Here is a 19,044-nt window from a genome sequence, read left to right on the forward strand (position 1 = left end):
AGATCAGATGAATCAACGATTAACAGTCAATCTTCCGGGATTAACAATGAAAAATCCGTTAATGCCGGGAAGCGGAACATTTGGCTTTGGAGATACCCCCGCTGCTGAAAAGATGGATCTTAATGGGTTAGGTGCCCTGGTAATTAAAACGACAACTCCGCACGCCCGCAAAGGTAATCCGCAACCGCAGATTGCAATGCTGAAAAATGGCGTGATTAATTCGATGGGGTTAACAAATCCCGGGGTTGATGCGGTTGTAAATGGGAAATTACCGCATTTACGGCAAAAGTATCCAGACCTTCCAGTTGTGGGTAGTATTGGCGGTTCCAGTGTTACTGATTATCAATGCGTTGCCCAGAAATTAGCAAATTCCAACATGTTGAATGCATTAGAACTCAACATTTCATGTCCAAATGTTCAAGAAGGCGGAATGGCATTTGGAACGAGTCCGCAAACCGTTGAAGAGGTTACCCGCAAAGTAAAAGAAGTAACTGGATCGATTCCGGTTTACGTCAAACTTTCACCGAACGTAACGGACATTACGGTAATTGCCAAAGCGGCTGAACGCGGCGGGGCAGACGGTTTAACAATGATCAACACCTTATTGGGATTGCATATCGATGTTGAAACTCGGCAATCAGTGATTGGGAATGGTATGGGAGGTTTATCTGGAGCATTCCTTAAGCCGCTTGCTGTGCGGATGATTTACCAGGTTGCCCATGTAACTGATTTACCGATTATTGGAATCGGTGGCGTTGAAACGGTCGACGATGTGCTTGAGATGTTTTTCGCCGGGGCTTCAGCCGTTGGGGTGGGGGCTGCCCACTTTGATGATATGGAAGTGATCCCGCATCTTGCCGCCCAGCTTGAACAACGAATGAATGAGCTTAATATTGAATCGCTTGAAGAATTACGAGAAGAAGTAAGGAATGAATTTCGAAATGAAGATTAGTGAACCAATTATTGCATTGGATTTTCCGGATAAGCAGACAACGTTGAATTTTCTTGGTCAATTTCCGCGTGATCAACATCTATTTGTGAAGGTTGGAATGGAACTGTATTACAGTGAAGGGCAAGAACTGATCAAGGAACTTAAGGACCGCGGCTATTCAATTTTTCTTGACTTGAAGTGTCATGACATTCCGCATACGGTTGAACGGGCAATGAAGGTCATTGGAAAGTTACATGTTGATTTAACCACGATCCATGCTGCAGGCGGATCCGCAATGATTCGAGCTGCAAAGGAAGGAATGCTTGCCGGCAGTAATCAGCATGCGCCAGCCAAAATTTTGGCAATTACCCAGTTAACATCGATCACGCCGCAAATGCTTGCGGATGAACAGTTGATCACGGTGCCGCTTGGGGAAAGCGTCAAGCACTATGCCCAGGTTGCCCAGCAAAACGGGGCGGATGGAGTTGTGTGTTCTGCTAATGAAGCCCAAATGTTGTATCAAACATGCGGCGAAGATTTTTTGAAGATCACCCCTGGAATTCGGTTAGCCGGCGAAAATGTTGATGATCAAAAGCGGGTCATGACTCCCGGCAAAGCCGCTCAACAACACTCAAACGGATTGGTTGTTGGCCGGTCAATCACCCAAGCAGCTGACGTGCAAGCCGCATATCAACGAGTTAAAAATGAATGGTTGAAGGAGAATTAACAATGAAGAAAATTGCAAAGGACTTACTAAAAATCAAAGCAGTGAAGTTATCACCGGACAAGCCGTTTACGTGGGCCAGCGGAATCAAAAGCCCAATTTATTGTGATAACCGGTTGACAATCAGTTATCCTGAAATTCGCAAACAGATTGCTCAAGGATTAGCAGCGCAAATCAAAGCTGAATTCCCCGATGTCGAAGTGATCGGCGGGGTTGCAACGGCCGGCATTCCGCATGCTGCATGGGTCGCAGATGAATTAGGTTTACCGTTGATTTACGTTCGTTCAAAGCCTAAGGATCATGGTCGCGGAAAACAAATTGAAGGAGTTTTACCTGTGCATGCTAAGACTGTATTGATCGATGATTTGCTTTCGACAGGCGGTAGTGTATTAAAAGCTGTCAAAGCAGCTCAAAATGAAGGCGCAGATGTAATTGGTGTTGGCGCAATTTTTAGTTATCAATTACCAGCTGTATCAGAAAATTTTGAACAAGCCGGACTGTCATTTACAACGTTGACTAATTATTCAGAATTACTTGAGGCTGCAACGGAAGAGAATTACATTGCGGAAGATCAATTAGAAACGCTAAAAAAATGGCGCCAAGCTCCTGAAAAATGGAAAAAATAACCTAACAAATTATTTGATTTATTCAATATTGTTCAGTTGTGATTTGATTGGAGTTTGAATGAGATTCATCTGGAAAAAACAATCACAGATGAATTTTTTTATTATCAAATTTAATAAATGGTAGCGTAAAAATTACCATTTAGTTATCACTTTTAAAAGAATGAAAAATTTTCTGTTTTTTTTATTGAATTTATGGTACTATAAAAGATCGGATAATACTTAAACGATATTATCGTTCGTTAACTGCCGAAAGTTAACGAGATTAGGCTGAGTGAAAGGAATTTTGGATATGAAAGACACGCGGGACAGCTTTTTGCCATCACGATCGCTTGATTATTTTCTGCAATTGACTGAAACGATGAATTATACCCAGGCTGCACAAGTTTTAGGTATTTCTCAACCTGCATTGACCCAGCAGATCAAGAAGTTAGAGAAAAGTATTGGGGCACCGCTTTTTTATAGTGTAGGGAAGAAACTTCATTTATCTGATGCTGGTTATACGATGTTAGATGCGATCCATCAAATTTATGAAACTGTTAGTCAAGCGACGGATCAAATTCAGCGTTCAACTGAAATTAATCAAGGACGGGTGAATATTGGAATTTTAGCTTCAATTGAGAATGATGTCTTTACTGACTTTGCAATTTCATATTACAAGTCGCATCCTGATGTTGAAGTTTCATTTCATACATTGACTCGGCATGAGTTATGGAAGCAACTTGAAGATAATCGAATTGATATTGGAATTATGTATCTTCCGGATTCAAGTATCAAGAATTGGAAACCATACGTCAAGAAGACGATTATTCGAGATGAATTGATTTACTTGGGACATGATGAACAGATTGCCCACAAGACACGAATTGATTTAAAAGATGTGGTTGATCAGCCATGGGTTGATTATCCGCAAAACTACTATTTAAATAACATTATTAATGAACAATTCCGCAAAGCAATGTTGAATACGCCAAAGAGTGTTGCTCACTTTACCCAATCACGGGCATTATATCACTTCGCAAAGGAAGCAAAGGTCAGCACTGTTTTACCGGCGTCATGTGCGAATGCGTATAACTACGGCATTGATCGGATGGCAAGTGCATTCTTTAATCCGAAGATTGAATTTGAGCTTTCGTTTGTCTTTCGGAAAGGTAAAGAACGAATTCCGCGGATTTCAAACTTACTTGACGAATTTGATGAATATTTAGTCCAAAAAGACTATATTTCCCGCTTGACAGAGCTTAATAAAATGGAATAACCTTAAAGTGATTTTATTATTGAGTTAAAGGAGCATTTCGATGAAAGAATTAGTTTTTGGACATAAGAATCCAGATACAGATGCAATCGTTGCCGCAAAGGCATACTCATACTTACAAAATAAATTAGGCGCAGACACTGAAGCCGTTGCTTTAGGCGAACCAAATGAAGAAACGCAATTCGTTTTGAATTACTTCAACGAGCCAGCACCACGGGTAATTAAGACTGCTTCAAACGAAGTTGATGCTGTCATGCTGATTGATCATAACGAAGCTCAACAAAGTGTTGATGACATTAAAGACGTTCAAGTGACCCATGTTGTGGATCACCACCGGATCGCTAACTTTGAAACTTCAGCTCCATTGTACTACCACGCTGAACCGCTTGGATGCAGCAGTACAATCATCTTGAAAGAATTCAAGCAACACGGTGTTGAAGTTCCAGCTAACATTGCTGGCATGATGTTATCAGCAATTATTTCAGATACATTATTATTGAAGTCACCAACGACCACTGACGAAGATGTTGCGGCAGTGAAGGAATTAGCTAAGATTGCTGGCGTTGACTACGAAAAGTACGGTTTGGATATGTTAAAGGCCGGCACAAACCTTGCAAGCAAGTCAGACGAAACATTGATTTCACAAGACGCTAAGTCATTCGACATGAACGGTACTCAAGTTCGCGTTGACCAAATCAACACGGTTGACTTGGATGAAGTCTTTGATCGTGAAGACGGCTTACGGGCTGCCATTGAAAAGCAAAACAAAGAAAACGGCTATGACTTGTTCTTATTGATGGTTACAAACATTCTTAACTCAGACACACGGTTATTGGTTGTCGGTGAACCCCAATCAGTTGTTGAACAAGCATTTGGTAAGAAACTTGAAAACAATAAGATGGACTTGCCAGGGGTTGTCTCACGGAAGAAACAAATTGTTCCTCCATTGGAAGCCGCATTTAATGCATAAGATTGATATAATTAAGAGAGAAAGCTATGACGTTGTCATAGCTTTTTTATTATTGATATTCATATTAATTGATGTATAGTGAAAATAGGCAGAGCTTATATGTGAAGGTGAGTAAGATGCTTTTATTGATTTGTTTAATAATAATTTTAATATACTGTTTTAATACTACATTTTATGTAAAAAGAGGACACCATGAAGATCCGTATAATTTACCACAGAATGAACAGTATCGACCATATTATAATGAAATGGTGCACTTAGTTGATGCACTCAATAACGAGCCGTATGAAGCGGTTTCCGTCAAATCATTTGATGGACTGACCTTACGGGGGCGGTTGTATATTTATGATGAAACGGCTCCGATTGAATTAACATTTAACGGTTACCGAACGGATGGAATCCATGATTGTGGCGGGGTTTTTCAAATCTCGCGACATTTTGGACATAATATGCTGGTTGTTGATCAGCGAGCGACGGGTGAAAGTGATGGTAATGTAATTTCGTTTGGAATTAATGAACGATACGATGTAGTTGCATGGGCACAATTTATTGCTGACCGTTATCCGCAAATGAAAATTGTACTTGTAGGCGGTTCCCTTGGAGCTGCAACCGTTTTAATGGCATCGGAATTAAAAATGCCGGCTAACGTGGTAGGAATTGTTGCTGATAGCGCTTATACTTCTCCAAAAGCGATTATTAAAAAGGTTATTAAAGAAATGAAAATGTCACCGACAATTATGTATCCCTTTGTAAAGTTAAGCGCTAAGCTTTTAGGGCACTTTAACCTTGACGCGTCATCGGCAATTCAAGCAGTGCAAAAAACAAAATTACCAATTTTAATTATTCATGGAGAAAGTGACCGGTATGTTCCGTGTTATATGGCACATCAAAATTTTACAGCATGTAAATCATCGATTAAGATGTTACTAACGGTTCCCAATGCTCCGCATGATATCAGCTTATTAGTTGATTGGGATAAATATCAAGGAACGGTTGAGAAGTTTTTTAAGCGCATTGGTATTCCAATGAAAAACGAATAATTTATTTAGAGAATGTGACGAATGAGTACATTCTCTTTTTTTGAGTTTTATAATTTTTTCAGAATTCAAAGATTGATTTACAAAATGTTTTTAAATTGGTAAAATTTATTTATTTAGTTTAAAGGAGTTTGTACAAATGAAAAGGAAATTTTTAGGATTAATGGCTTTTTTAATGTTTTTTTATCAGAAGGTTCGGTTATGGCGGTTGGTCCGCAACATAAGATGACGGACTTAAAAGATAAGGTCGAACGGAAAAAGACCAAACCGGGTGATATTGACGCAACAGTTCCTGACTGGTCGAGATATAACCGGGCGGATGTAATCCAGATGTATGGGCAACCGGAACAGGATGAAAAAAATGGCCAAATTATTTATAATTCTTTGATTAATCATGAGGTTGCATTGAATGAAATCCTTGCTAATGAAGATGAGATTACTAAAAATCAAGGATGGGCATTTTGTGATCAAATTGCTGATTGTTCAATGGGTGAGGATTTTGGTAACGATAAGGGTCAAGGAGCTCACGTTGAGAAGTTAAGCTATGACCATGACCGTTTCAATGTTTACCTTGATACGCAAAAAGATCAGGTTTTTTATGCTACACCTGACAAAAACTTCGTAACGTTTAGATAGGGGGAGCGCAATATGAATAGAATTCAAAAACTTGGATTAAGTTGCCTAACATTTTTATTTGCAGTTGGTTTGATTTCCGGTCAGGTGAATGCTGATCAATATCGAACATATCAAATCGGCTCCGATTTAAAACCTGGAAAATATATTGTGACTTCAAAGAATGGAACAGGTGATCTTTATAATTCAACCTATGATTTTGATTTTGCAATTACTAGTGGTAAACGTAAAGTTAGTGGAGTTCATAAAGCTGAACATTTGAATGTTCAAGCTGGTCAACGGATTATTGTTAATAATTTTGATGCCGACTTTCAATCAGATAATTCACCGAAAATTGTTCAGCAAGGAAAAATATCTTATGGTGAATACCGGGTTGGAAATGATGCCGGCGCTGATATTCAACCAGGGATGTATGTCATTAAACCCGGAAAGTGTGCTGGAGAATATGCAGTTAATAGTCCATTAATCGGTGGCAGTTCGGTTAGTCTTTCGGGATTGAAAAAAATTCAAAGTAATGAACATCGCCAGCATCGGGTACAACTCAAAGACGGTGATCATTTATATGTGAATATTCAGGACGCAACGTTGACAAAGGTTAGTGACAATGACTAAAGAGAAATCAAAGAATGAACGCGGTGTTTTTAGGGGCCGCTCGCCATTGTTTAAAAAAATATTTGTCAATCTGGCAGTCGGGTATATTCTGACTGGATTAATCGGATCAACGTGGTGTGCTCAGGAAGTTTTTAAAGGTGCCGCTTTTTTCTGTGTGTTGTTTTCTTTAGGAACGGTCTATGTTTTTTTTATCATTCCAGAGATTTTAATGTTAATTGCACTGAAAAATAAAAGTCGGGAAGTTGTAATTGCTTCCGTGATCATAAATATGTTTTATTTATTAGTTTTATGTGGTTTGATTCATCGCCCAAGGATTTACGTCGATGAAGCTGGAATGGTGTACCACTATGCCTTTGGATGGCGGTTTATTGCATTAAGCTGCTTAATTCTTAGCGTTGCATTGGGAATTCTTCTGTTGATTTTGATCAACCATGAAAAATGGTCGTTGAAAAAGAATATGATTGCATTATTGATAACGGTAATCGTTAGTTGTGGATTGGTTGGCGGGATTGGAATATTAACCCTTGTTCAACGCCATTCAACGTTAGAAATGATGAAAGAACAGTATGTCAAAAACTGCGAATCGACTGAAAATGATCAATTATCGGAGCTAAGTTCTGATGTTGTCGGAATTAAAACGGTAAAATTTGCAGTTGTTCCAACTTCCAAGATCACATTGTCTTCAACAGATATATGTGGAATAGATTCGGATCATTCAGACCTTCAAGACAATGTTGTTTTAATTGAAATCAATGGTAAACCAATTTCAAATGATGATCATGATTATCTGATTGGTCAAGAAGATGACAATGAACCGTTCAGTAAACGGCAAGACTTAGCGGCTAAATATGGGCTAACGATGCGGAAACACGGAAAGCCAGCGCGTCAATCAGTGAAGCAGGTCAAAAAAACAGAAGTTGATTGGACGGAGAAGCAGATTGAAAAGTATCAAGGAATTGGAAAATAATAGAAGTTAAAAAATCGCAAAAGACAGCGCTGGTTTTAATAGTTATATGCTAAGAATTTTCTTTTTGAAAATTAGGTGAAATTATGAAATCTACAACAATAAACACATTAATAGAAAGCAGCACTCTTGAATAATAGCGTCTACAATAATTTTAAATTGGTGCATAATTTTATAGATGACCTTAATCGAAATATAAATAATGCTGGCAACGCAATTAAACACGGTGATTTAAAAAAATTTATATTTGAATAAGTGAAAAGTATATGCAGGTTGAAATGGTGATTGAATCGGAAACTCATTGCGGCGTGGGTGAATGCAGAAAATGGAAAGCTTTATGCTATCGATGCAGATCAAAATTTGTTGTTTTCGATTTTTTCAATTTTATTTTGGATCCTTCCGGTAAAAATTTATGAAGTAGATTATGGTGAAGGTGGGCCCTCTCGATCGGCTAATTCGAGAATTCCAGGAGTTGCTGGTATTAGTTATGCACTTGGAACGTGTTTATTTTATCTTATTAAAAAATTTGATGTTTTTGACTTTGTGGTAAATCTTGTATAAAAGGGATAATTTTTTATTAAGAGTGTTGAAAAGTCATTTTAATTAAAATGGATAATAAGAAATGAAAAGAATGCGGTTTATTATTTTTTTAATTTAGATTTCATTAGCTGTAATAAAGCAATGGTTGTAAATTTGAAATAAATTAATGTAAAAAAGAAGTAGCCATTAATGGTAATAGCTACTTCTTTTTATCTTGTTTCTCTTTTTCATATCCTAATAAATTTAAATGCTTTCGAAATTCGTAGGCTTCCATACTGCGCGAATACGGGGTAACGATCTTTTTTCCGTCATCAGCAAAGAACTGGTACTTGCCTTTGCCAGGATTTTCAATACATTTCCCCATATAAGTCTGATTTTTATATTTGAAAGTTAACGTTGGCGGATAAAAGGTGCAAACTTTTGCTGTAGAATAACTTTGATAAATAACTGGATTAATTGCTAACCGGTGTTCCCAGTATGTCAAATCACTGTTGAAGGTCCGAGCACGATCATAGTAAACCACGTTGATTGCGTCTTGAGCACCGGTAAAGATTCGAAAAACGATCAATTCATAATTTGACTTGTAAATTCCAGGAATTTCAGTAAAGTAATTTAATCGGATATTAAAATCAACGGCATCTAAGTCGCACACATTTTTGAGTTGATCTTTAATATCTTGGGGTGGTTTAACATTAAAAACGATACACCGCCCGTGATGAGTTGAAAGTAAAGTTGTTTTGTTGTGATCAATAAATGCGGTCAAATCAACGATGGTATCATTGACCGTAAACTCTAAAATGTTACTGTGGATTGCTGCCATTAGTGTGCCTCGAAATTCTTAATTATTAAAATACAAGCAGAGAAGTTTGATAAATTTAACCTGTAAGGCGTTAAACAAAACTTCAACGCTGTAATTATTAATGTAGTGAATTAAATTCCCATCTTCATCAAAATCAATGTTGAGATGTGGATGTTCCGTGGAAGGTTGTTGAATCAACCTAATCAAGTAAAGCAGTTCTTCGCTTGAAAAAAGCTGGTTGTCATTAACGAAGATTCCGTGAGGTGTCATCGTTAAATTTTTAATCTTTAGATTGATTGCATCCCGAAAGTACTCTGCATTGACTAACATCCAAATTGCATTTTGCTGATTAGGTGAAAATGGGATTAAACCATCGTTTATCATGTACATACTCCTTAATTATAACGTGAAAATTTCAAAAGAGGTTCGATAAAGCCTCTTAACCACTAAAATTGTACTGGCAATGCTCAAGGAAATCAATGCTTGATTAGTATTAGTTAAACTTATTAAAAAAGATTGATAAGTAAAATTTACGTTATCTTTCAACTTATTTATAACAAGTACTTATCACTGAATGAATTCAGATAAAATGATATAATGCTTCTTGAAATGAAGAGGGTGAAAAACATGCGTGAATTATTACGAAAAGATTTTTGCTGGGTCGTCGGGATTTTTTGTATCGGATTAAGCTTATTTTCATGTCTTTTCCCATTTATCAGCAACGTTCCCGGCGTTTCATTTGCCCAACGTGGATTAGTTGTTGTTGGTGTGATTTTAATGCTGACGGGAATGGTTAGATATCGGAAAAAAGACTAAAGATGAAAAGAAGATAAAATGTTAACCATGGGTATGATAGGGGCCGATCGGATTGTAACTTGCTTGTTCGGTCGCTAGTTCAAATATAACAAAGATAGTAAAGAGGTTGAGATTAATGCTCGGCCTCATTTTAATTTTTAAAGATGAAATTCGCTAACTCGATATAGTATAATGAAAACGGAATTTTTTACATCAAGGAGATCAAAGCAAAATTGAAGATTATTACATCAGTTAACAATTCACAAGTTAAAGCATGGTCAAAATTGAATACGAAAAAGGGCCGGTTGAAGCAGGGAAAATACTTGCTTGACGGCTGGCATTTAGTTAAGGAAGCAATTCGGACACGTGAACCAATCGAAACGATCATGGTGCAGCCGGATTTCAAACACTTACAAGAGATCGAAGTTCCAGAAGGGGCTGGTTTAATTCAAATTACGGATAACGTGGTTAAACATTTAAGTGATACGAAACATCCGCAAGGGGTAATGGCAGTTGTTAAGATTCCAGAACAGCAAACAATTGAACCGGAAGATGTTAATGGGGCATGGCTTTTTATGGATAATGTTCAGGATCCCGGCAACATTGGAACGATGGTTCGGACAGCGGATGCGGCTGGCTTTAGCGGAATCGTTTTTGGAGATGGTACGGCGGACGTTTATAATCCGAAAATCGTTCGTTCAATGCAAGGCAGCCAGTTTCACTTGAAGATGGTTACTGCACCACTTGAACCATGGATCCAAGCTTTTAAAGCTCAAAACAAACCGGTTTTTGGAACGGAATTAAATCCAGATGCTCGTCCGTATGATCAAGTCGGTAAGCATGCCGATTTTGCATTGATTATGGGCAATGAGGGAAATGGAATGAACAAGGAGCTTTTAAAGCAGACCTCCTTGAACCTTTACATTCCGATTATTGGAAAAGCCGAATCATTAAATGTAGCCGTTGCGGCCGGTATCTTGATGTTTCAGCTTAAAGCAAATTAATTTTATTTAAGAATGTTAAGCAATTGATACAATTTTGTTATAACGTTTGCTTTTTAAAGCCAAGCCCATTAGCATATGGGGTGTAAGAATTTAATGAAAAGATCGTGAGGTTCTATGAAAGAAAACGAGTGGCGTAACGATGCAGAATATATGAGTTACGTGGGAAATTTATTAGTCAAGCCCGAAGTTCAAAAGTTATCTGAATATGAACAGCATCATTTTTGTACGCGGCTTGATCATGTGATCACGGTATCGTATGAGTCATATAAGATTGCCAAGAAAATGCATCTTGATGCCCGAGCAGTTGCCCGAGCAGGACTACTACATGACTTATTTTATTACGACTGGCGTGATACCAAATTTAACCTTGGGACGCATGCCTGGATCCATCCACGCGTAGCTGTCCGCAATGCTGAAAAGATTACGACTTTAACTGACAAAGAAAAAGACATTATTATCAAACACATGTGGGGTGCAACGCTGATTCCTCCGAAGTATCCGGAAGGATTTATTGTGACGGCCGTTGATAAGATCTCAGCGGTTGATGAATATAGCCATCATCTTGTTGATAAGGTTGAACGAATGGTGCGGTCAGCATATTGATTTACTTTGCAAAAGTAAGGTTATAGTGTACAATAATCACAGTAAAAAGATGCGACGAAACACTTAATTGTGTTTGAAATTCAAAAACATCTAAGAGGCCATGACGAATATCATAGCCTTTTTTTAAAGGGTGGAAAATAAATGGCAGACTGTAACGATAAATTTAATCTTTGTCCAAAATTCAGCAAGACCTTCAGCATCCTTGGCCGGAAATGGAACGGCTTGATTATTGAAGTGTTGCTATGCGAAGGTCCGCAACGGTTTAAGGACATTTCAAGCAAAGTAAAAAAATGCAGCGACCGCGTTTTAGTCGAACGGCTGCGCGAACTTGAGAATGAAGGATTGATCAAGCACACAGCGCCTGATTCAGCGCACAGTGTGTACGAATTAACGGATCGCGGAAGCGACCTGAAAAACGTGATGGATGCAATTCATACGTGGGCCGATAAATGGTATTCGCTTGCGGATTGTCATCAAGATTAAACTTGACGAAATGCCGGTTTCACGGTAAACTATCTAGTTAGAAAAGCGTAGACGGAAATTAGTAAGTCAATGGATTAGTTTCAGTGAGAACCAGATAGTGTGAATGGTTTAATTCGTCCGTGACTGAATTCACTTCCTGAGTGGTTACTGGGAGATGACGAAGGTAGCCCGGTGTTAGGCCGTTATCTGACTTAGTGAGTGTTGCTTGCTTATTTTGGAAAAGGAGATAAGCGGCAAAACAAGGGTGGTACCGCGAAGCCTCGTCCCTTTTTGAGGGATGAGGCTTTTCTTTTTACGCAAATTGTGGTTGAGAAAGGAATGAAACATATGAATTTACAAGATCGCCTTGAAGAATTACAAACTGAAGGGTTAGCAGCTATCAAAGCTGCCAACGATACTAAAGCAGTTAACGATATTCGGGTTAAGTATCTTGGAAAAAAAGGTCCGATTACAGAAGTTTTGCGCGGAATGCGTGATTTAGACAAGGCAGAACGGCCAAAAGTCGGGGCTTTAGCTAACAAGGTGCGCGATGCATTAGCAAATGCGATTGCGGACCGATTAAATGAACTTGAAATTGAAAAGACAGCAAAGAAGCTGGAAGCTGAAAAAATCGATGTTACGTTACCAGGAGTTCCGGTAAAAGCTGGTCAGCCGCACGTGCTTGCTCAAATCATCGATGAAATTGAAAAATTATTCCTAGGCCTTGGATTCCAAATTATTGAAGGACCCGAAGTCGAAGAGGATCACTACAACTTTGAAATGTTGAACTTGCCGCCGGATCACCCAGCACGTGATATGCAAGACACATTCTACATTACAAAGAAGACATTGATGCGGACCCAAACATCACCGGTTCAAGCCCGGACATTAGAAAAGCATGACTTTTCAAAAGGTCCATTAAAGATGATCTCACCTGGGAAAGTTTACCGGCGGGATACTGATGACGCAACGCACTCTCACCAATTCCACCAAGTTGAAGGATTAGTGGTTGATAAGAATATCACGATGGCCGACTTAAAGGGAACATTGGAATTAGTTGCGAAGACGATCTTTGGTGAAGACCGTGAAATTCGATTACGTCCAAGTTACTTCCCATTTACTGAGCCATCTGCCGAAGTGGATGTTTCATGCTTCAAGTGCGGCGGTAAAGGTTGTGCTGTTTGCAAGAACAGCGGCTGGATCGAAGTATTAGGCGCCGGCATGGTTCACCCGAACGTTTTGAAGATGGCCGGCGTGGATCCGGAAGTTTATGGCGGCTTTGCCTTTGGGTTAGGTCCAGATCGGTTTGCAATGTTGAAGTACGGCGTTGATGACATTCGAGAGTTCTACTTGAATGACATGCGCTTCTTAAATCAATTCTCACAGAAAGGTTAGGAGGGTGTTAATCAATGAAAGTTTCAACCAAATGGCTTAATGAATACGTTAAAGTTGATGATTTAAAACCAGAAGAACTCGGCGAAAAGATCGAACGCACAGCCGTTGAAGTTGATGGCGTTTCGCGGCGTGCAGACGGGCAAAAGAAAATTGTTGTTGGTCACATCTTAGAATGTGTGCCGCATCCGAATTCAGATCACCTGCACATTTGCCAAGTTGATGTTGGCGATGAAGAACCATATCAAATTGTCTGCGGGGCACCAAATGTTGCTGCTGGTCAAAATGTAATCGTTGCATTACCAAACTCTTGGATCGCCGGCCACATCAAGATCAAGAAGAGCAAAATGCGCGGTGAACTTTCAATGGGAATGATTTGCGGTTTGCAAGAAATCGGCTTCCCGGATGCAGTTGTTCCAAAGGAATTTGCTGATGGAATTTACGTTTTACCAGAAGATGCTGTTCCGGGCGAACCCATTTGGGATTACCTTGGAATGGATGAAAGTATTATTGATGTTGACATCACGCCCAACCGCGGTGACATGTTAAGCATGCGCGGGGTTGCTCATGAAGTAGCAGCGATTTATGACCGTGAAGTTTCACTTCCACATCCAACGGTTAAGGAAGACGGATCTTCAAAGATCGAAGACTTATTAAGCCTTGAAGATGCTGATCAAGAATTAGTTGCACCATACAAGTTACGAATGGTTAAAAACGTGACGATCAAGCCAAGTCCGATGTGGATGCAAAACCGGTTATGGAATGCCGGTATTCGACCAATTAATAACGTTGTTGACGTTACTAATTATATTTTGATGGACTACGGTCAACCATTGCATGCCTTTGATTATGATAAGTTTGACTCAAAGAAGTTAACGGTGCGCTTAGCTAACGAAGGTGAAAAATTGACGACCCTTGATGGTGAAGAACGCGAATTAAAGGCAACGGACTTAGTGATTGCTGATGGTAATCGCGTAATTGCACTTGCCGGCGTAATGGGCGGCAAAGACACCGAGGTTTCCGATAACACGCAGACCGTTGTTTTGGAAGCTGCCGTTTTCAATTCATCAAAGATTCGGAAGACTGCCCGGCGTGAAAACTTACATTCAGAAGCCTCCCAACGGTTTGAACGCGGGATCAACGTTGCAACGGTTCAAGAAGCATTGGATGCCGCTGCCCAAATGATTGCTGAATTTGGCGATGGCCAAGTTGTTAGCGGAACATTGGAAATCAACCACGTTGATCCTGAAAACGTGGATGTTGAAATCTTGCCGGAACGGATCAATAAGGTCTTAGGAACAGATTTGACGGATGAAGCAATCGTCGGAATTTTTGAACAACTCGGATTTGGGATTGCTAAGGATGAAACTGGCACATTAACGGTTAGCGTTCCGCCACGTCGCTGGGATATTGCAATCCAAGCTGACCTAATTGAAGAAGTTGCCCGGATCTACGGTTATGATAATATTCCAACAACATTGCCAACTATGCCGTTAACGGAAGGCCACTATACAAAAGCGCAAAAGATTATCCGTGATGCACGCGCAATCCTTGAAAGTGCAGGATTAAGTCAAGCAATTTCATATGGGTTAACAACAGAATTAAAGGCCAAACGGTTTATGCTTAATGAAGCTGAAATGACCCAACTTGACTTCCCAATGAGTTCAGACCACACAACATTACGGATGAACTTGATTAGCGGGTTGTTAGATGACGTGGCATATAACCAAGCGCGGAAAGTCAACGACGTTGCCTTGTATGAACAAGGGCGCGTCTTCTTGCGGGAAAAGGATGCTGAACGGCCAAATGACATCGAACACATTGCCGGAGCATTAACTGGATTATTCCATGAAGCTACATGGCACGATGCAAAGAAGCCGGTTGATTTCTACTTAACAAAGGGAATTGTTGAATACTTGATGAGCTCTCTGGGAATTACGGATGGCATTCGGTATGAAGCAACCGCTGAATATGAAGAAATGCATCCGGGACGGACAGCCAAGATCTATGTCAATGACGAATTAGTTGGCTTGATTGGTGAAGTTCACCCAAGTCTTGCTAAAGAATTGAAGATCAAACCAACTTATGTCTTTGAATTAGACTTGCAAAAACTGATCGACTTACCAAAGAATGTTGAAACATATGTCCCAGTTTCGAAGTATCCAGAAGTAACTCGGGATATTGCATTGCTTGTTCCAAATGAAATTACGAATGATCAAATCGTTGAATCGATCAAGCAAAATGGCGGTCGCTTCTTAGCTGACATCAAGCTTTTTGATTTGTATCAAGGCGAAAAGATCGACGACGGGTTCAAGTCACTTGCTTACACGCTTGTATACCGCAACAGTGAAGGAACTTTAAACGATGATGAAATTAACCAAGCATTTGATAAGGTTGTTAAGAAGCTTCAAGAAGAACTTGAAGTTACAGTTCGGTAATTGATTAGGCATAAGACTTTAGCTTGATTCAAGCAAAATCTTTAGGAGGAATATTTTGACTCAAGATAATCAACAACATCAACCAGAATCAAATTCGAAAGCGGAAAAGAAACAATCACCAACGTCATCACAGGTTGAAACGGCGAAGACGAAGCCAACTTCCCACGTTGCTAAGGAAGCTCCGAGTTCAGCAAAACGAATCATTCACTGGACAATCGGCGTGCTGATCGTTGTAATCCTCTTTTTCTGTTTTTTAGGTTACCGGTATGTTCAACGTTCGCTTAAACCGCTTGATCCAATTTCAAATGAATCAATTGAAGTTAAGGTTCCGATTGGAAGTACGGACAAACAAATTGGCGATATTTTACAAAAGAAAGGCGTTATCCGCAGTGGTTTTGTCTTCAATTACTATGTCAAATCAAAACAACTGGCGGCATTTAAAGCCGGTTACTATGATTTTAAACCGTCAATGACCTTAGCGCAGATCGCAACTGAATTGCAAAAAGGTGGTTCAAGTACCCCAATCGGCTCAGGCAAGGTTTTGGTGCGTGAAGGTGTCACGGCTGATCAAATCGGCGACATGATTCAAAAGGATACGAAGTTCAAAAAGCAAGACTTTTTGAATTTGCTGAATGATCAGCAATTCTTAAATGAATTAAAGAAAAAGTATCCTGATCTGCTTTCATCGGCGGTGGGAGCTAAGGATGTTAAATACCAACTTGAAGGTTATTTATATCCTGCAACATACTCAGTTTCAAAAAATGAAACGTTGAAGCAATTAGTTGAACAAATGGTTGCCAAGGAAAATCAAGAAATGCAACCATACTACCAAAAGATCAAGGATGACCATATGTCAGTTCAGCAAACGTTGACGTTGGCTTCCCTTGTTCAGGGTGAAGGAACGAATCAAGATAGTTTGGAAATGATCGCTGGGGTATTTGAAAACCGGCTCCAAAAGAATATGAAATTACAAACAGATGTGTCAGTGTCATATGCATTAGGCAAGCATCAACAAAACATTTCATATAATGACTTAAAGATCAATTCACCATACAACTTGTATCAAAATAACGGCTTAGGACCAGGACCAGTCAATAATCCGCCAATCAATGCGGTTAAGGCAGTCCTTTATCCAAAAGATCGGAATAAGGGATACTTGTACTTTGTTGCCAATATGAAGACGGGAAAGATCTACTACACGAAGTCATATCAGCAACATCAAGAAAATGTAAGTAAAGTTCAAAAAGCAAACGGATACGAAAAATAGGAAGTCGAGGAATTTGGAATGACAAACAACGAAAAGAAACATCGTCCGGTAATTATTGGGGTTACAGGTGGTTCAGGAAGCGGAAAGACGACCGTTTCAAACGCAATTCTTGAACAACTTCACGGGCATTCACTTGCAATGATCCAAGAAGATGCATACTACAAAAGTCAGGACAACGTTCCATTTGACGAACGGACAAAGGTTAACTACGACCACCCGAACTCATTGGATACCGATCTTTTAGTTGAACAACTACATGATTTGCTTGAATGGAAAGCAATCGACATTCCGGTTTATGATTATGCAAGTCACAACCGAAGCAAAGAAGTTATCCATCAAGAACCAAAAGAAGTTATCTTGGTTGAAGGAATTTTGGTATTAAACGATCCGCGGCTTCGTGATTTAATGGATATTAAGATTTTTGTTGATACCGATGATGATATTCGAATCATTCGTCGGATCCAACGGGATATTGAAGAACGGGGACGTTCATTACAATCTGTAATTGACCAGTATTTAGCAACGGTTAAACCAATGTATCACCAATTTATCGAACCAACAAAACGGTATGCTGACATTATCGTTCCCGAAGGTGGGCAAAACCAAGTTGCAATTGACTTGTTGGTAACAAAGATTCGTGATATTATTCAAAAGAACAATTTAAGTGCTGAATAAGAGGAGGGCTTTAAATGGCTGAAGAAAAAACATTTCCAATGACATTGGAAGGTAAGAAAAAACTTGAAGAAGAACTTGAAGACTTAAAGACAAATAAACGTGCTGAAGTTATCAAACGAATCAAAATCGCACGTTCATTTGGTGACTTATCTGAAAACTCAGAATATGAATCAGCTAAGGATGAACAATCATTTGTTGAAGGTCGAATCAAAGAAATTGACAACATGTTGAACCATGCGGAAATCATTGATAACGAAAACGTTGATGCTGATGAAGTTTCAGTTGGAAAGTCGGTTACATTCCAAGAAGAAGACGACGATCCAGAAACATACCAAATCGTTGGGGCTGCAGAAGCTGATCCATTAAACGGCAAGATTTCAAATGAATCACCAATTGCGAAGGGCTTAGTTGGTCACAAAAAGGGTGAAAAGGTAACTGTTACCACTCCTGGTGGTGAAATGACGGTTACAATTATTGATGTGAAATAAATCATTGATAATAGGAAAAAATAAGGTTGTGATTTTATCACAACCTTATTTTTTTATGAAATTTTAGTTGAAGGGAGAGGGAGAGCTGTTGATTTATAAAAAAAGACTGAACACAAACATGTTCAGTCTCAAATCATTTACGTTGATTAATTTAATTTTAGTACCAACCGCATTGTTCCCAGTGCTTTTGAGCATTTACCCAGTTACCATAACGGCTTGCAACGTATTGGTTTGCAACTCGATCTTGGTTAGCTTGTGAGTAATCACCGTTTAAGTAGCTAGCACTTAATTGGTAAGCACCGATATATTGACCGTTGCGGGCATTGTAGTTACCGCCTGATTCGTGAGCAACGATCCATGATTTTGCAGCGTCTTCCGAAGAATTACTGCTGTTGTTATTATTGTTTGATTGTTGGTTGTTATTAGTAGCTTGTGATTGTTGTGTATTTTGTTGAACAACTTGTTGTTTTTGTTGTTTTTGTTGTTTTTGTTGTTTTTGTTGCTGTTGAGCAGCCTTAGCATTTGCAGCAGCTTGAGCAGCAGCGGCTTGTTGAGCAGCGGCTTGTTGAGCAGCTTTTTCTTGTTGTTCCTTAGCAGCTTGTTGAGCGGCAGCGGCTTCTTCAGCTTGCTTTTGAGCAGCAGCTTGTTGAGCGGCAGCGGCTTCTTCAGCTTGCTTTTGAGCAGCAGCCTGTTGAGCAGCTTTTTCTTGTTGTTCCTTAGCAGCTTGTTGAGCGGCAGCGGCTTCTTCAGCTTGCTTTTGAGCAGCAGCCTGTTGGGCAGCTTTTTCTTGTTGTTCCTTAGCAGCTTGTTGAGCGGCAGCGGCTTCTTCAGC

Annotated in this window: 22 protein-coding genes and 1 other annotated feature; of the genes, 19 read left to right on the top strand and 3 right to left on the bottom strand. The window is 39.5% G+C overall.

Annotation, left to right across the window (positions count from 1 at the left end; translation table 11 throughout):
- The first annotated feature begins 7 nt into the window (after positions 1-7).
- The 10 genes from FC64_RS05755 to FC64_RS05800 all read left to right on the top strand — a co-directional run bounded on the left by FC64_RS05755 (position 8) and on the right by FC64_RS05800 (position 8,310).
- A complete protein-coding gene (locus FC64_RS05755) occupies positions 8-952 on the top strand; it encodes a dihydroorotate dehydrogenase (protein ID WP_057906961.1) in 945 nt (314 codons plus the stop codon).
- Positions 942-1,658 (top strand): orotidine-5'-phosphate decarboxylase, encoded by a 717-nt coding sequence (gene pyrF / locus FC64_RS05760; protein WP_057907115.1) that lies wholly within the window; start codon positions 942-944, stop codon positions 1,656-1,658. The genes FC64_RS05755 and pyrF overlap by 11 nt, the downstream gene beginning before the upstream one ends.
- Positions 1,659-1,660: 2 nt before the next feature.
- Positions 1,661-2,281 carry an orotate phosphoribosyltransferase gene (gene pyrE / locus FC64_RS05765; protein WP_057907116.1) on the top strand — a complete coding sequence of 207 codons (621 nt, stop codon included), beginning with the start codon at positions 1,661-1,663 and terminating at the stop codon, positions 2,279-2,281.
- A 289-nt stretch (positions 2,282-2,570) separates the two neighbouring features.
- Positions 2,571-3,536: a LysR family transcriptional regulator gene (locus FC64_RS05770; protein WP_057907117.1), complete on the top strand. Its 966-nt coding sequence runs from the start codon at positions 2,571-2,573 to the stop codon at positions 3,534-3,536.
- Between the two features lie 40 nt (positions 3,537-3,576).
- Positions 3,577-4,503, top strand: a complete 927-nt coding sequence (locus tag FC64_RS05775; protein WP_057906962.1) for a manganese-dependent inorganic pyrophosphatase — start codon at positions 3,577-3,579, stop codon at positions 4,501-4,503.
- A gap of 116 nt (positions 4,504-4,619) precedes the next feature.
- On the top strand, positions 4,620-5,543 hold the full coding sequence (locus FC64_RS05780; RefSeq protein WP_057906963.1) for an alpha/beta hydrolase: 924 nt from the start codon (positions 4,620-4,622) through the stop codon (positions 5,541-5,543).
- Between the two features lie 198 nt (positions 5,544-5,741).
- Positions 5,742-6,176 carry a DUF4947 domain-containing protein gene (locus FC64_RS05785; RefSeq protein WP_057906964.1) on the top strand — a complete coding sequence of 145 codons (435 nt, stop codon included), beginning with the start codon at positions 5,742-5,744 and terminating at the stop codon, positions 6,174-6,176.
- A gap of 12 nt (positions 6,177-6,188) precedes the next feature.
- On the top strand, positions 6,189-6,785 hold the full coding sequence (locus FC64_RS05790; RefSeq protein ID WP_057906965.1) for a hypothetical protein: 597 nt from the start codon (positions 6,189-6,191) through the stop codon (positions 6,783-6,785).
- The gene (locus FC64_RS05795; RefSeq protein WP_057906966.1) at positions 6,778-7,752 is read left to right on the top strand and encodes a hypothetical protein; all 975 of its coding nucleotides are present in this window, start codon (positions 6,778-6,780) and stop codon (positions 7,750-7,752) included. The genes FC64_RS05790 and FC64_RS05795 overlap by 8 nt, the downstream gene beginning before the upstream one ends.
- Before the next feature lie 282 nt (positions 7,753-8,034).
- The gene (locus FC64_RS05800) at positions 8,035-8,310 is read left to right on the top strand and encodes a hypothetical protein (protein WP_057906967.1); all 276 of its coding nucleotides are present in this window, start codon (positions 8,035-8,037) and stop codon (positions 8,308-8,310) included.
- A gap of 178 nt (positions 8,311-8,488) precedes the next feature.
- Here the strand turns inward: FC64_RS05800 and FC64_RS05805 are convergent, their stop codons facing one another.
- Complete coding sequence (locus FC64_RS05805) at positions 8,489-9,109, bottom strand: hypothetical protein (RefSeq protein WP_057906968.1); 621 nt, start codon at positions 9,107-9,109, stop codon at positions 8,489-8,491.
- An 18-nt stretch (positions 9,110-9,127) separates the two neighbouring features.
- The gene (locus FC64_RS05810; RefSeq protein ID WP_057906969.1) at positions 9,128-9,472 is read right to left on the bottom strand and encodes a hypothetical protein; all 345 of its coding nucleotides are present in this window, start codon (positions 9,470-9,472) and stop codon (positions 9,128-9,130) included.
- Positions 9,473-9,715: 243 nt separating this feature from the next.
- Here FC64_RS05810 and FC64_RS05815 point away from each other — a divergent pair, with 243 nt between their 5' ends.
- The 9 genes from FC64_RS05815 to greA all read left to right on the top strand — a co-directional run bounded on the left by FC64_RS05815 (position 9,716) and on the right by greA (position 18,212).
- The gene (locus tag FC64_RS05815) at positions 9,716-9,904 is read left to right on the top strand and encodes a hypothetical protein (protein WP_057906970.1); all 189 of its coding nucleotides are present in this window, start codon (positions 9,716-9,718) and stop codon (positions 9,902-9,904) included.
- A 212-nt stretch (positions 9,905-10,116) separates the two neighbouring features.
- Entirely contained in the window at positions 10,117-10,887 is a 771-nt protein-coding gene (locus FC64_RS05820; protein WP_057906971.1) for a TrmH family RNA methyltransferase, read from the top strand.
- A 114-nt stretch (positions 10,888-11,001) separates the two neighbouring features.
- A complete protein-coding gene (locus FC64_RS05825) occupies positions 11,002-11,490 on the top strand; it encodes an HD domain-containing protein (RefSeq protein ID WP_057906972.1) in 489 nt (162 codons plus the stop codon).
- A 141-nt stretch (positions 11,491-11,631) separates the two neighbouring features.
- On the top strand, positions 11,632-11,973 hold the full coding sequence (locus FC64_RS05830; RefSeq protein ID WP_057906973.1) for a winged helix-turn-helix transcriptional regulator: 342 nt from the start codon (positions 11,632-11,634) through the stop codon (positions 11,971-11,973).
- Between the two features lie 39 nt (positions 11,974-12,012).
- Positions 12,013-12,244, top strand: a binding site (T-box leader).
- Between the two features lie 56 nt (positions 12,245-12,300).
- A complete protein-coding gene (pheS, locus tag FC64_RS05835) occupies positions 12,301-13,347 on the top strand; it encodes a phenylalanine--tRNA ligase subunit alpha (RefSeq protein WP_057907118.1) in 1,047 nt (348 codons plus the stop codon).
- A 14-nt stretch (positions 13,348-13,361) separates the two neighbouring features.
- On the top strand, positions 13,362-15,782 hold the full coding sequence (gene pheT, locus FC64_RS05840) for a phenylalanine--tRNA ligase subunit beta (protein ID WP_057906974.1): 2,421 nt from the start codon (positions 13,362-13,364) through the stop codon (positions 15,780-15,782).
- 199 nt (positions 15,783-15,981) lie between these two features.
- Complete coding sequence (mltG, locus tag FC64_RS05845; RefSeq protein ID WP_057907119.1) at positions 15,982-17,049, top strand: endolytic transglycosylase MltG; 1,068 nt, start codon at positions 15,982-15,984, stop codon at positions 17,047-17,049.
- An 18-nt stretch (positions 17,050-17,067) separates the two neighbouring features.
- Positions 17,068-17,724, top strand: a complete 657-nt coding sequence (udk, locus tag FC64_RS05850) for a uridine kinase (RefSeq protein WP_057906975.1) — start codon at positions 17,068-17,070, stop codon at positions 17,722-17,724.
- Positions 17,725-17,738: 14 nt separating this feature from the next.
- On the top strand, positions 17,739-18,212 hold the full coding sequence (gene greA / locus FC64_RS05855; RefSeq protein ID WP_057906976.1) for a transcription elongation factor GreA: 474 nt from the start codon (positions 17,739-17,741) through the stop codon (positions 18,210-18,212).
- A 157-nt stretch (positions 18,213-18,369) separates the two neighbouring features.
- Here greA and FC64_RS07420 read toward each other — a convergent pair.
- Positions 18,370-19,044: aggregation-promoting factor C-terminal-like domain-containing protein (locus FC64_RS07420; RefSeq protein WP_202987271.1), on the bottom strand; the 675-nt coding region annotated here is incomplete at its 5' end.

Source organism: Ligilactobacillus araffinosus DSM 20653 (genome assembly GCF_001435375.1).
Classification (GTDB): Bacteria; Bacillota; Bacilli; order Lactobacillales; family Lactobacillaceae; genus Ligilactobacillus; species Ligilactobacillus araffinosus.

What these genes read in the sequence shown, in the direction of transcription:
- FC64_RS05755 (WP_057906961.1), top strand. Translation starts at nt 8, where the DNA reads ATGAATCAACGATTAACAGTCAATCTTCCGGGATTAACAATGAAAAAT.
- pyrF (WP_057907115.1), top strand. Translation starts at nt 942, where the DNA reads ATGAAGATTAGTGAACCAATTATTGCATTGGATTTTCCGGATAAGCAG.
- pyrE (WP_057907116.1), top strand. Translation starts at nt 1,661, where the DNA reads ATGAAGAAAATTGCAAAGGACTTACTAAAAATCAAAGCAGTGAAGTTA.
- FC64_RS05770 (WP_057907117.1), top strand. Translation starts at nt 2,571, where the DNA reads ATGAAAGACACGCGGGACAGCTTTTTGCCATCACGATCGCTTGATTAT.
- FC64_RS05775 (WP_057906962.1), top strand. Translation starts at nt 3,577, where the DNA reads ATGAAAGAATTAGTTTTTGGACATAAGAATCCAGATACAGATGCAATC.
- FC64_RS05780 (WP_057906963.1), top strand. Translation starts at nt 4,620, where the DNA reads ATGCTTTTATTGATTTGTTTAATAATAATTTTAATATACTGTTTTAAT.
- FC64_RS05785 (WP_057906964.1), top strand. Translation starts at nt 5,742, where the DNA reads ATGGCGGTTGGTCCGCAACATAAGATGACGGACTTAAAAGATAAGGTC.
- FC64_RS05790 (WP_057906965.1), top strand. Translation starts at nt 6,189, where the DNA reads ATGAATAGAATTCAAAAACTTGGATTAAGTTGCCTAACATTTTTATTT.
- FC64_RS05795 (WP_057906966.1), top strand. Translation starts at nt 6,778, where the DNA reads ATGACTAAAGAGAAATCAAAGAATGAACGCGGTGTTTTTAGGGGCCGC.
- FC64_RS05805 (WP_057906968.1), bottom strand. Translation starts at nt 9,109, where the DNA reads ATGGCAGCAATCCACAGTAACATTTTAGAGTTTACGGTCAATGATACC.
- FC64_RS05810 (WP_057906969.1), bottom strand. Translation starts at nt 9,472, where the DNA reads ATGATAAACGATGGTTTAATCCCATTTTCACCTAATCAGCAAAATGCA.
- FC64_RS05815 (WP_057906970.1), top strand. Translation starts at nt 9,716, where the DNA reads ATGCGTGAATTATTACGAAAAGATTTTTGCTGGGTCGTCGGGATTTTT.
- FC64_RS05825 (WP_057906972.1), top strand. Translation starts at nt 11,002, where the DNA reads ATGAAAGAAAACGAGTGGCGTAACGATGCAGAATATATGAGTTACGTG.
- FC64_RS05830 (WP_057906973.1), top strand. Translation starts at nt 11,632, where the DNA reads ATGGCAGACTGTAACGATAAATTTAATCTTTGTCCAAAATTCAGCAAG.
- pheS (WP_057907118.1), top strand. Translation starts at nt 12,301, where the DNA reads ATGAATTTACAAGATCGCCTTGAAGAATTACAAACTGAAGGGTTAGCA.
- pheT (WP_057906974.1), top strand. Translation starts at nt 13,362, where the DNA reads ATGAAAGTTTCAACCAAATGGCTTAATGAATACGTTAAAGTTGATGAT.
- udk (WP_057906975.1), top strand. Translation starts at nt 17,068, where the DNA reads ATGACAAACAACGAAAAGAAACATCGTCCGGTAATTATTGGGGTTACA.
- greA (WP_057906976.1), top strand. Translation starts at nt 17,739, where the DNA reads ATGGCTGAAGAAAAAACATTTCCAATGACATTGGAAGGTAAGAAAAAA.